This window comes from Bacteroides sp., assembly GCF_052357945.1.
Taxonomy (GTDB): Bacteria; Bacteroidota; Bacteroidia; order Bacteroidales; family Bacteroidaceae; genus Bacteroides.
Map to the genome: position 1 here is coordinate 1 of NZ_DAWCXD010000142.1, position 12,370 is coordinate 12,370.

General features: G+C 39.4%; 15 protein-coding genes. 6 read left to right on the top strand and 9 right to left on the bottom strand.

Features of this window, described 5'->3' with window-relative positions; translation table 11 throughout:
• Positions 1–144: 144 nt before the first annotated feature.
• Positions 145–948, bottom strand: a complete 804-nt coding sequence (locus ACT8YW_RS18735) for an MBL fold metallo-hydrolase (protein WP_004295897.1) — start codon at positions 946–948, stop codon at positions 145–147.
• Between the two features lie 82 nt (positions 949–1,030).
• A complete protein-coding gene (locus ACT8YW_RS18740) occupies positions 1,031–2,419 on the bottom strand; it encodes a peptide MFS transporter (protein ID WP_004295896.1) in 1,389 nt (462 codons plus the stop codon).
• A gap of 96 nt (positions 2,420–2,515) precedes the next feature.
• On the opposite strand from ACT8YW_RS18740, the gene ACT8YW_RS18745 reads away from it, so the two are divergent.
• Positions 2,516–2,938, top strand: a complete 423-nt coding sequence (locus tag ACT8YW_RS18745) for a BT0820 family HAD-type phosphatase (RefSeq protein WP_117937911.1) — start codon at positions 2,516–2,518, stop codon at positions 2,936–2,938.
• A 111-nt stretch (positions 2,939–3,049) separates the two neighbouring features.
• Here ACT8YW_RS18745 and ACT8YW_RS18750 read toward each other — a convergent pair whose 3' ends face one another.
• Positions 3,050–3,298, bottom strand: a complete 249-nt coding sequence (locus tag ACT8YW_RS18750) for a DUF6965 family protein (RefSeq protein WP_004295894.1) — start codon at positions 3,296–3,298, stop codon at positions 3,050–3,052.
• Positions 3,299–3,442: 144 nt separating this feature from the next.
• Here ACT8YW_RS18750 and ACT8YW_RS18755 point away from each other — a divergent pair, with 144 nt between their 5' ends.
• From ACT8YW_RS18755 to ACT8YW_RS18770, 4 genes are all read left to right on the top strand, one after another.
• Positions 3,443–3,877, top strand: a complete 435-nt coding sequence (locus ACT8YW_RS18755; RefSeq protein ID WP_444106740.1) for a copper resistance protein NlpE — start codon at positions 3,443–3,445, stop codon at positions 3,875–3,877.
• A gap of 90 nt (positions 3,878–3,967) precedes the next feature.
• On the top strand, positions 3,968–4,417 hold the full coding sequence (locus ACT8YW_RS18760) for a DoxX family protein (protein WP_004303298.1): 450 nt from the start codon (positions 3,968–3,970) through the stop codon (positions 4,415–4,417).
• A gap of 93 nt (positions 4,418–4,510) precedes the next feature.
• Entirely contained in the window at positions 4,511–5,062 is a 552-nt protein-coding gene (locus ACT8YW_RS18765) for a DUF3332 domain-containing protein (RefSeq protein ID WP_004295891.1), read from the top strand.
• A 93-nt stretch (positions 5,063–5,155) separates the two neighbouring features.
• Positions 5,156–5,608 carry a hypothetical protein gene (locus tag ACT8YW_RS18770; protein WP_444106742.1) on the top strand — a complete coding sequence of 151 codons (453 nt, stop codon included), beginning with the start codon at positions 5,156–5,158 and terminating at the stop codon, positions 5,606–5,608.
• Here the strand turns inward: ACT8YW_RS18770 and tamL are convergent.
• Positions 5,562–7,871 (bottom strand): translocation and assembly module lipoprotein TamL, encoded by a 2,310-nt coding sequence (gene tamL, locus ACT8YW_RS18775; RefSeq protein ID WP_444106744.1) that lies wholly within the window; start codon positions 7,869–7,871, stop codon positions 5,562–5,564. The two genes, ACT8YW_RS18770 and tamL, sit on opposite strands and share 47 nt — an antisense overlap.
• Before the next feature lie 142 nt (positions 7,872–8,013).
• Between tamL and ACT8YW_RS18780 the strand changes: the two genes are divergently transcribed.
• A complete protein-coding gene (locus tag ACT8YW_RS18780) occupies positions 8,014–8,778 on the top strand; it encodes a TrmH family RNA methyltransferase (protein WP_444106746.1) in 765 nt (254 codons plus the stop codon).
• On the opposite strand, the gene ACT8YW_RS18785 is transcribed toward ACT8YW_RS18780, so the two are convergent.
• The 5 genes from ACT8YW_RS18785 to ACT8YW_RS18805 form a co-directional block, all read right to left on the bottom strand.
• On the bottom strand, positions 8,729–9,115 hold the full coding sequence (locus tag ACT8YW_RS18785; protein WP_122137099.1) for a hypothetical protein: 387 nt from the start codon (positions 9,113–9,115) through the stop codon (positions 8,729–8,731). The genes ACT8YW_RS18780 and ACT8YW_RS18785 overlap by 50 nt on opposite strands.
• Positions 9,116–9,120: 5 nt before the next feature.
• Positions 9,121–10,197, bottom strand: coding sequence for a DUF4296 domain-containing protein (locus ACT8YW_RS18790; RefSeq protein ID WP_444106748.1), 1,077 nt, complete (start codon positions 10,195–10,197; stop codon positions 9,121–9,123).
• On the bottom strand, positions 10,187–10,843 hold the full coding sequence (locus ACT8YW_RS18795; RefSeq protein WP_234133452.1) for a lipoprotein signal peptidase: 657 nt from the start codon (positions 10,841–10,843) through the stop codon (positions 10,187–10,189). Before ACT8YW_RS18795 ends, ACT8YW_RS18790 begins: the two co-directional genes overlap by 11 nt.
• Before the next feature lie 97 nt (positions 10,844–10,940).
• Positions 10,941–11,321 (bottom strand): TraR/DksA family transcriptional regulator, encoded by a 381-nt coding sequence (locus ACT8YW_RS18800; RefSeq protein WP_099147030.1) that lies wholly within the window; start codon positions 11,319–11,321, stop codon positions 10,941–10,943.
• Between the two features lie 36 nt (positions 11,322–11,357).
• The coding region (locus ACT8YW_RS18805; protein WP_444106751.1) for a DUF5915 domain-containing protein at positions 11,358–12,370 on the bottom strand (1,013 nt) is incomplete at its 5' end.

The following is a 12,370-nucleotide window of genomic DNA, read 5'->3' on the forward strand; positions in this document are numbered from 1 at the left end:
AACCCTGGACCCACTGATTAAGAGTCAGTTGCTCTACCAACTGAGCTAAGAGTGCTTAATTCCTCGTTTGCGGTTGCAAAAGTAGGTCTTTTATTTTATTTGGCCAAACAATCATGCAGCTTTTTTACTATCTTTTTTTCGTCTTTATTCGAACACATAAAGCTCGGAAGGCGTATTTCGCTTTAAAGCAAGTAGTTGCACATCTTTGCCTACAATAACACCTTTGTTCTTTAATTTCCATTCCACCGTTTTATAAGCCAGCTCCGGGTGATTATTGTCTTTACTTAAATGGCATAACCAGATATATCGCAAATGTTCAGTAATATTTTCCGCTAGAAACTCTGCAGTATCAGAGTTACTCATGTGGCCGGTTTTACTTGCAATCCGTTCTTTCAGATATTGAGGATAAGGCCCCATTTTGAGCATTTCCTCATCGTAATTGGCTTCAAGTATCAGATAATGGGCTTTACTGATATAATGAGCAGCTGTAGGAGTAATCTCTCCAAGGTCGGTTAAGAAAGAGAAGACTTTGCCATCAATTTCAATGCAATACCCCACATTGTCCGTTCCATCGTGTGGCACTTCAAAAGATTCGATGTGAAAATCTTCCAGCGTCATAGGCTCTTGCTTTTCCAGATAACGAACTGACGAGCTAAGTTTCTCCGTCATACAATAGCTACGATTGATTCCAGCATGAATACGTGCGGTTGTATAAACAGGAATATTCATTTTTTCTCCCAGATTACCCACTGCTTTAATATGGTCAGCATGATCGTGCGTTATAAATACCGCACGAATACTATCCATCAAGATATTATAATCTTTCAGTGATTTTTTGATAGTACGTATGCCGATTCCGGCATCTATCAGTATCCCATAGGTTTCAGTGCCCAGATAATAACAGTTCCCACTACTGCCACTCGCCAGGCTTATAAATTTTACTTTCATGTTTTATCCTCTTTATTAAAATGCAAAATGCCGTCAACTTTTACAGCAAAGTGACGGCAAATATACATAAAAAAGCAGAGAATTACCGAGAAGCCTCCTTCTTTTTGTCGATGGATTCGGTGATTTTTGCAAATAATAGTAGCGCTACAGCGGCAATCAGGCCTATAGCAGCAAAGTAATACCATATATAATGGGCATTTCCACTAGCTGCCTCCCATGCTTCCCGCGTCTCGAACAAAGCCGGATCCGGACAATATTTAGTGAGCAGAATTCCCGCCAGACCAAAACCGAAAATGGAAGAAAGGAATGAATGCAAATGACTGAATCCTAAATACATTCCTTCTTCTCCTTTAGGAGCCTGTAAAGAGAAATATTCCAGATAACGCGGTGAAATGAAACATTCGGCAAGCGCCTGTACAACTATACCCGCAATCATCATCAGAGTAATATTACTCATACCTGTAATAAGATCATTACCCAACAAATTTCCACATGCCATCAGTAATGCCGAAATAGGAATCAAAAACATTCCCACATTCATCGAAGTAATCGCACTGCGTTTGGCCATCAAGCGGGTGATAAAACTAACGCAGCAAACCACCACAAACGGATTCACATTGGCAATCCAACCCGGTTTTGCCGTCTCGCCAGCCATACGAATCACATATTTAGGCATAGTGGCATAAAGCTGCTGCTGCACCATCCAGAAACCAGTAACAATCAAAATAAGAATCAATAAACGCCAGTTTGTGATGATTCGCATAAATCCCTGTCCAATCTCATGGAGACTTTTTCCTTCACCTGCCGTATGCGTCGATTTATAAAGAAGAATAACAGCAAGTAAAGCAACTATTGTCATCGCACCGGAGAAATAATTAATATAGATATACGCTTGTTCACCAATGACATTACGCAAAGGATCGATAATCGTTTTACCGGTAAAAGCACCCACATTTACCATCATATAAAATATGGAATAACCACGGGCACGGGTTGCTTCCGTTGTTTCTTTAGCCACAGAAGCGGAGATAATGGACTTAATGAAAGAACCTCCCACCATAAGCACAAACAAAACCGGCACGATGATCCACCGGGTATAGCTATCAGGCAAACCATTAAATTGAGTAGTGGCACCATAACTAACCAAACCGGCAGCTTCCAGTAAAGTGGGCAGTACACCCAACCCTAAATATCCGATGGATAATAAGGAAAATGCTATAATCATTGATTTCCGGAAACCGATCTTGTCAGCATAAGCACCGGAAAAAATAGGAAGCAGATACAATCCACCGGAAAAAAGCCCGGAAATCATACTTGCTTCGAAATCATTAAAACCTAAAATGGAAGATAAATAAATAGTGAGAACGATAAAAACGGCATAATATGCCATACGCTCAAACAGTTCGACTGTGTTGCTGACCCAAAATGCTCTCGTAAAGCCTTTAGCAGCACGCTGAGGGGAATTGTTCATGTATTTATATTTTTATTAAAATGTTAATTTGAGACAAAGATACGTTTTTTTGGCTTACTGTCCGTATCTTTGTTCCAAATTAGGTAATTAAAAACTATGATTATAGCTGTTGATTTTGACGGAACGATTGTAGAACATCGTTATCCACGCATTGGTGAAGAGATTCCATTCGCTGTTGACACATTGAAGTTATTGCAACAAGAAAAGCATCGTTTAATACTGTGGAGTGTGCGTGAAGGAGCACTTCTGGACGAAGCAGTCGAATGGTGTAAAGCCAGAGGTTTAGAATTTTATGCCGTTAATAAGGATTATCCTGAAGAGCAGAAAGGCCATCAGGGATTCTCTCGAAAGTTGAAAGCCGATATGTTCATTGACGATCGAAATCTGGGTGGTTTACCAGACTGGGGAGTCATTTACGAAATGATTAAAGAGAAAAAGACGTTTGCAGATATCTATAGCCAAAGCGGAGAAGAAGAAAAAACATCCCTGAAAAAGAAGAAAAGATGGTTGCCTTTCTAGGAAGCCGATAAATATCAAACTAATAAATAAAAATGCACTCTTATCTGACATGATTAGAGTGCATTTCTATATTCATAAATGATTTATCATTCAACATTAAATCACAATTTACTACGCTTCTTTATTTTCCCACTTTTCCCTAAACTCCCATAATTGCTCAATAGTAGGATGAAAAGTCGGATTCTCCCAGTTTCTGGAAATCATTGCAATCAAAGATTCCAAATACGATTTACCATCAATAATGGTAGTACATTTATTGACCTGATATCTTTCTGTAGGATAATTCTTTGTCTCAATCATCTTTTTTGCCCAGTTCAATAATTCCTGAACAGCTTCATTGTCATAAGTATGTTGTGCCATATCTTTAGAATTTTCCGCAAAGATACAAAGTTTATTTATTCATAAATAAAGTTGTTCGTTTCTTTTTACTATAAAGATTCCATTTTAAATTTATACCTTTACGTCCAATATACTCAATTAGACTAACTAATAGAAGCAATAATTATGAAGAAAATTTTCATTTTAGTATGTTCATGTGCTCTTTTGGCAGCATGCAACAATAGCGCGAAAACAAACAAGAGTACCGGTGCAGACAGTACCTCAATCGAAGTAACTGATATCCATAATGCGGAAAATTCACTTGATTACGAAGGAACTTATAAAGGAGTTTTCCCCGCTGCCGATTGTCCGGGTATTGAAACAACCCTGACATTAAATCCGGACAAAACATTCAGCCTCCATTCCGTATATATCGATAGAGACAGCTCATTTGACGAAAAAGGTACATATACTTTAAAAGACAACCTGTTGACTCTTAAAGAAGAAGGCGGAGAACTTTCTTATTATAAAGTAGGAGAAAATCATTTACGCAAACTAACAATGGATAAACAAGAAATAACCGGAGAACTTGCAGACCATTATGTTTTAAATAAAGAATAAGGTCTAAACAAATTTTGCTATCAATAGAGAACAAAATCAAGATTTTTTATGTTTATATAAATAGATATAAACTTAAAAATAGAACAACTTATGATTTATAGTTTTTTATTTCCCACAAAATCGAATACAACGAAAGTATCTTTGTTGCTATTGGCTGTCCGGATCATCTTCGGTATATTATTAATGAACCACGGTATCCAGAAATGGAGTAACTTCCAGGAGATGTCAGCAGTATTTCCTGATCCGCTTGGAATAGGAAGTCCCCTATCTCTCGGATTAGCAATTTTTGGCGAACTTGTATGTTCGATGGCATTTATCATCGGATTCCTGTATCGCTTAGCAATGATCCCGATGATTTTCACAATGATAGTAGCCTTCTTTGTAGTTCATGCAAATGACGTATTTGCAGTTAAAGAGCTAGCTTTCATTTATTTAGTTGTATTTATATTGATGTATATTGCCGGTCCCGGTAAATTTTCAATAGACCATATCATAGGAAACGAATTGTCACGGCGGAAGTCAAGAGCATACAAAAATTAGAAATAATGGCCCCGATTAATTAAAAAATATTATATTTGCATACACATAAGAGAGAAATTATCAATATTTTTTATTAATCAAAAACATTTTAACATGAAAAGAGGGAAACTGACTTTAGTCGCAGTAGTACTTAGTGGTAGCTTATTATTCAGTTCTTGTGTAGGATCATTTGGTTTATTCAACCGCCTGTCTTCCTGGAATCAATCAGTTGGAAACAAGTTTGTAAACGAACTCGTATTCCTTGCTTTCAACATTGTTCCGGTTTATGGTGTAGCTTACCTGGCTGATGCTTTAGTTATCAACTCAATCGAATTCTGGAGTGGCTCCAATCCGATGGCTAATGTAGGTGACGTAAAGAAAGTAAAAGGAGAAAACGGCAACTACATGGTAAAAACTCTTGAGAATGGATATTCCATTACTAAAGAGGGCGAAACTGCTTCAATGGACTTGATCTACAACAAAGAAGCCAACACATGGAATGTCGTTGCAAACGGTGAAAGCGCTGAATTAGTAAAAATGAACAATGATGGCACTGCTGATTTGTTCTTGCCAAATGGCGAAAAGATGAATGTAACGCTGGATGCTCAAGGCATGCTGGCAGCACGCCAGGCTACAATGAGCAATTTTATGTTTGCCGCCCGCTAAAAATGAAAACAAATACGAAGGAGATGAAACATCATATAGGAGTTTCATCTCCTTTTTCAACCTTATCTTCTTCTATCAAGAATCTTTTGTACTATGAATAAACTACATACACTTATCTATTCTGTTCTAATCTTCACCTGTCTATCTTGTCAGCAACAAACTCCTCAAACTCAAATAGAACAGACAGCCATTGATTTCTGCGAAGCCTTTTATAATTTCAATTATCCGGTCGCCAAAGAATGGAGCACGCCTTCTTCCCAATCTTATCTTAGTTTCTTGGCATCCAATGTCGGTCAAACCCATCTGGAGCAACTCAAAACACGAGGCGCTGCAAAAGTTTCTGTTATTTTAAGTGAGATAGATGCTAATTTAGAAGAAGCATCGGTTGTCTGCCAAATCAAAAATGCATTCGTCATTCATCCTATCGGAGGAAAAATGGAATACGTAAGTTCCCTGCAAGATACGCTCGAGTTAGTAAGAGTAAATAATAAATGGCTGATTAGAAAGGATATCCCACAGCAAAATGGAAAGCAAAGTCACGACTGAATTTAGGATGAATGATGGGGAAATGCTCTTTCCTCGTTTCATAGGCAGGATTGACAGCTTTCATACCTCCATCAAAACGCAGAATAAAGAAATCCAAATCCAGGCGGAGACCTAATCCGTAGGCCACTGCTATTTGCTTATAAAACTTATCAAACTTGAAAACTCCTCCCGGTTGATTGGCATAACTCCGGATGGTCCAGATATTACCAGCATCAATAAATACCGCCCCCTGAAACTTCCAGAATAACTTGCTTCGGTATTCAATACTGGCATCCAGTTTAATATCTCCGGATTGATCGAGCAAATTCCCATTTCCTGCAAAAGAGCCCGGTCCCAAATCGCGAACACTCCATCCGCGGACACTATTGGCTCCACCGGAGAAATATTGTTTCTCAAACGGAATAGTCTTCGCATTTCCATAAGGTACAGCTATTCCCACACCGGCATGAAACGCAAAAGAGTTACGATAATCGATTCTGATATTCTTAGCAAAATCAAACTCCCCTTTCAGATATTGAGCATAAGGAATTCCCAGAATAGCGTATTCACCATTACTGTTCTTCCGAATGTTTGCAGCCTTTGACAGAGCATACATTACATTTCCCGCCGATTCGAAATTAAAACGGATGGAGTATGAATTAGAAGCAATCGTATTATTGATAATCGATCCTCCCACGCTATTATAATTATAGCTATATCCCATATTTATAATCAGTCGATCCTGATAATTATACTGGAATATATGGTTCTGTCCTTTATTTATATAGTCTTCTTTAAACCTTTCAGAGATACGGGGCAAATAAAGGAAAGCAATATTTATCAAATCAATACGGTGTTGTATCTTCTGACGCTGTGTCCACTTGTAACTCCAGTTAGCAGAAGCCATCGTACGCAAGAACTCCGGTCGCAACTGATAATTATACTGTAAACCAAACTCGGTTGTAGCCCTGATTTTCCGTTTAAAATCAGAAGAAATGAATGGGAACAGGAAATTAGGAAAGTTGATACTCGTTTCCACTCCATACTCCGTATAGTTATTATTTGAATAGCCGGCCTGAAGCCCGGAAATAACCTCATACGCTCCACGGAATTTTATCATAAACGTTTCCGATCCGCGAAAGAGATTCCTATTCTGGAAAGAAACGGAAGCTGCCGCTCCCAAGTCACCGGCAGAATTGGTTCCCTCTACCTCGAAAGATACAGATTTATGTTTGCTCTTAGTCAACATCACGTAACAATCGAGCATTGTTGAATCTCCAACTTGAGTCTCGATAAAACGGATATTTGTATATTTCAATGCAGACAAACGCCCGAAACTGGAATAAGTTTGCTGCATATCACGCTCATTAAACAAATCACCGGAAGCAAACCGAAGGTTATCCGTAAGCACTTTAGGACGTAAATAGAGCTTATCCTTATAGTAAATCGGACATCCCTTATAATGAACCGAATCATTAATATCCACACTACTCAAGGCAGAAGACTGCAAAACGTCATAATCTGTAATAAAATTAATCTTATTGATCCAATATTGCTGATGTGCCCTTGCCGAATCACTCGCATGCGCTTTATACATCTGCAAATGTTGAGTCAGATCTACATTATAAGTATTACGAACCGTATCGGCTGTATATCCGATATAATCCTTATTAAATTTATAGTAGCCATTCCGAAGCAACTTATTCGTGATACGTTGTCTGTCCGCATCCAATACATTCACATCCAAATACATTCCTTCCTTCAACAAGCTTCTGGCAGAATCCTGTTTGAGAAGAGAGGCTATTTTAGGATCATAAATATCATATTTGATAGATTGAACAACGTAGGGTTTGCCGGCCGTTACATCATAATACAGCTTAATCTTTTTCTTTTTTATTTTAGTCGAACGCTTCACGGTTGCCGCCATATATCCCATATTATGCACAGCCTTAGTGATCTCTTCTTCAGAGCGTTTCGCTTCGTCCTCGCTATATATTACAGGAGCATCCCCTATCCTTCTTAAAAATTTGTTTCCCCATTTGGTTGAATCACGTCCCGACAGATTGTAGACATAAAGTTGAGTCTTTATCAGGCTGAACCACTTGGCATTAGGATTTTGACGAACATACATACGTAAGGAAGAAGGCCGTATGTTTTTCTGGTCCGTACGAATTTTAACTTCATCCAGCAAATAAGAACCATCCGGCACAAACTTAGTGGTAGTACACGAAGCAAGTGACAAGACAGCAGCAGAAGCAAGTAAATAAAGAAAATTTCTCCTCATACGGTTTTACATCGATAGCATAGAAAATGCGCTTACAAAGATAAATTATATTTTCCGACGGGAAAAATAAATTAAGAAAAAGAGAGGAAAGTAAGGATAGATTGGAAATATCTTTATAGCTTTGCAAAAGAATATCAAATTTATGGCATCACTAAGTAAAAACAAAATAAAGTATATCCACTCGCTGGAACTGAAGAAAATACGCAAAGAAGAAGGAGTATTTCTGGCTGAAGGTCCTAAATTGGTAGGTGATTTACTCGGACATTTTCCTTGTCGTTTTTTAGCAGCCACTTCTTCCTGGCTTCAGGAACATCCCGATATAGATGCAAGTGAACTGGTAGAAGTTTCACAGGAAGATCTTTCACGGGCCAGTTTATTGAAAACTCCCCAACAGGTACTTGCCATTTTCGAACAACCATCCTATACGGTGAATCCGGAAGTCGTGCACCAATCACTTTGCCTTGCATTGGATGATGTGCAAGATCCCGGAAACCTCGGTACTATCATCCGCTTGGCCGATTGGTTTGGCATCGAGCATATTATCTGCTCACAGAATACGGTAGACGTATATAACCCTAAAACCATACAAGCCACAATGGGAGGAATTGCCCGGGTGAAAGTGCATTATACTTCCCTCCCCGATTTTATCCGTTCACTCGGAGACACTCCTATATTCGGAACTTTCCTGGACGGAAAAAATATGTATGAGCAACCATTATCTGCCAATGGCCTGATAGTAATGGGAAATGAAGGAAATGGTATAGGAAAAGAAGTCGCTACATTGATTAACAAAAAATTATATATTCCTAATTATCCGGAAGGTCAGGAGACATCCGAGTCTCTTAATGTAGCCATCGCTACCGCAGTAATCTGTGCCGAGTTCCGTCGACAGGCTGCATGGAAGTAAAATCAAAAGGATAAAATAAATAAGGAAATAGGGCTTCCCCCTTCCTTTCCGCTTCATGCAGATACTCCATCAAACATTGGGAAGATTGATTCGGAACATTGGGAAGATTGGATGAAAACACTGGGATGTTTTTAAAAATCATCCCAGTGTTTTTTATTTCTTCCATTTGATTTTCAGAAAGCAGTGCAATCACTCCCGGCATCCATTCGACCGATTCAATCTCTTCAGTCAGTGGAAATACATCTCGGACAATTCCCTCACCGGTAATCTCCACCACCTGCTGCTTCATAAATCCTACAGCAGGTATCAGCAAATAATGAGAAGCAAAACGTTTCATTACGATCAGCGATTTTGGCGTCTTTGTTGTTGCTGCCTGCGTTGATTCATCTGACGTTCCTTTCTTTGCTCCATTCTTTCCTTCTGGATATGTTGTTCCACTTCAATCTGTTCCGGTTTCTTCTCGCGATGAGTTCCCGTACGACGACGGTTCATTTCTTCCGGTGTCAGACGCTGCATATCATCTTTCTCCTTGTCTATCATCTTATGCAAAGAGTCGGCATTTTCTTTAGCAGATATCTTCTTCAAAGAATCCGCCTTCAAAGCTTTTATCTTGTTCAAAGAATCGCGGACAGCAAACGAAACTGTGTCCGTACAATGATAACGAGTCATCATGAAACGGTCAGCCAGTAATGCTCCTCCCCTTTCCAGACTATCTGCCGGATAATAAATGAAGCCTTTTATCTCTTTCATTGGACCTAATGTATCTGCAAACAAACGAATCTGTTGCACACCCGGTTCAGTCACCGTTTTCCAATGATTGATCGTATCTTTCTCATAAATCACCTGCATGGCCATCGTAACGCCTCTTAAAGAGTCGGCAAGCATCGGTTCGAGGAATCGATAGCGTACTTCCCACACCAGCGTATCGCGGTCTTTGTAGTTAGAGTCGGTCGGCAAAGTAAATACATATTGATTATTCATCATTTCACCGGTCAAACGAATCATACGCTGCCAAGGCCAGACATCAATACTGTCACCCTGCTTAGTCATTTTCGGTTTCTTATCACGTTTGGCTATCAGGTCACCCACAAGTTCCTGTTCGTCTTTCAAACGCTTCTTCACCTTATCATAAATTTTCGATAAAATCTCTGTGTTACGTGTATACCAAACCATGGATGAGTCAAATGCAGCCTGCGTAGTCCCGTATTTCTTAAAAACGGCGTCGATATACAATGCCTTCTTATAGTTCTCACTATAAGGCAAATTATCTCCCATAGACTTTGCCACATGATAATCATACAGCAAATTCTCCATCTTCGATTCCGAGATTACATCACTGGGCCTTTTCACTTTACACCCGGCTACTGCAAAAGCGAACATGCAGATGAGACACAGATGAAACCGAAATTTACTTTTCATGATCCGTAGCTTCCTTTTTATCTTTATCCAGCGAATGATATGACTCATTCAAATATTTACTATAAAAAAGTAACAGGGCAATGATACCACAACTGATAGCGGCATCTGCAAAATTAAAGATCGGACTAAAGAATATAAAATGCTCTCCGCCCACAAACGGCATCCATGTAGGCCAGTTTGTATCTATAATCGGAAAATAAAACATATCCACCACTTTTCCATAAAACCAGGTAGAATATCCACCGCCTTCGGGCATAAAGCTGGCAATCTGCGAATGAGTGCTTTCATTGAAGAAAACTCCATAGAACACACTGTCTATGATATTTCCTAAAGCACCGGTCAGAATAAGAGCCACACAGACAATGTAGCCTGTTTTGAACCCTTTCTTTATTATTTTATAAAGATACCATCCTATCAATGCCACTGCAACAATACGGAATGTTGTCAGGAACAGCTTGCCGAAAATCTCCATACCGAAAGCCATTCCGTTATTTTCGGTGAAATAGATATAAAACCAATCTGTCACACGTATACTTTCATGCCAGTACATGTGAGTTTTAATCCAGATTTTGATGATCTGGTCAATAATCAATACGGAAAAGATAACGAGAAGGGCAATTCTCCCCTTCGTGAATAGTTTCTTCATGTGTTTATTATAAATTAAACATAACGAGCTACAAGTGCCGTGCGTAAACTTTGCGCAGCTACTTGTAGCTCGTTACCTGTAGCCTACTTGCTATCTGTTATTTTTTACCACTGTTCTTTGCTTCAATACTTAATGTAGCATGAGGAACAGCACGCAGACGCTCTACCGGAATCAATTTTCCGGTTTCACGGCAAATGCCGTACGTTTTGTTCTCAATACGTACCAAAGCAGCTTGTAATCCTTGGATAAACTTCAGCTGACGTTGTGCCAGGCGGGTTGTTTCTTCCTTGGAGAGCGTGTTAGCTCCTTCTTCCAATACTTTATACGTAGGAGATGTATCGTCGGTATCATTACCGTCCAGTCCCATCAAACTTTTTTTCAACTGTTCATAGTCACGTTGTGCCAATTCCAATTTCTCCATAATAATGGCACGGAATTCCTCGAGTTCCGCATCCGAATATCTAGTCTTTTCTGCCATAATTTTACAATTTTAAAAAGGTTAATCAATATAGTATTAGTCTTTTATCACGTTTACAAACAGTGAGAAGTCATCAAACTCCAGCATTGTTCCGTCTTTCACTTCATCTACAAGTTCCAGAGATGTGCCTAAAACCTGGTTACAAATATAAGTATTATATTCATTTACCGCATCATCTGTTTGCGTATTTTTCGAGATTGTTATTTTTATTTTGTCTGTAATCTCGAAGCCGCTTGACTTACGTATATTCTGAATACGGTTCACCAATTCACGGGCAATACCCTCACGACGCAATTCCTCGGTAACAGTAACTTCAAGTGCTACAGTCAGTTTACCTTCGTTGGCAACCAACCATCCCGGAATATCCTCACTAAAGATTTCGACGTCTGATGCTTCGATAACAGCTTCCGCACCATCCAGATTTAATGTATACTTTCCGTTCTTCTCCAATTCACCGATTGCTTCCTGTGACATTTCTGCAACCGCGGCGGCTACCGCTTTCATTTGCTTGCCGAACTTCGGACCCAGTTTCTTAAAGTCACATTTCACTTTCTTCACCAATACACCGGCCGCGCCATCAACGAATCTGACTTCTTTCACGTTCACTTCGTTCATAATCAGGTTCTTCACAGCTTCGATATGAGCTTTCTGCTCTTCATCTACTACCGGAACCATGATACACTGCAGCGGTTGGCGTACCTTGATATTCACCTTACGACGCAATGCCAACACCATAGATGTAACATCCTGTGCCATTTGCATGCGGGCTTCCAATTCCTTGTCTATCATTTCTTCCTGATATTTCGGGAATTCGGCAAGGTGGACAGAAACGACACTGTCGCGTCCTGTTGCTGTAATCAAGTCCGTATACAACCGGTCTGCATAGAACGGAGATATAGGAGCCATCAATTTGGCAACTGTTTCGAGACAAGTATACAATGTCTGATAAGCAGACAATTTATCCTGTGTAAATTCACCACCCCAGAAACGTTTACGATTCAGGCGAACATACCAGTTGGACAAATTATCATTCACAAAATCAGAAATCA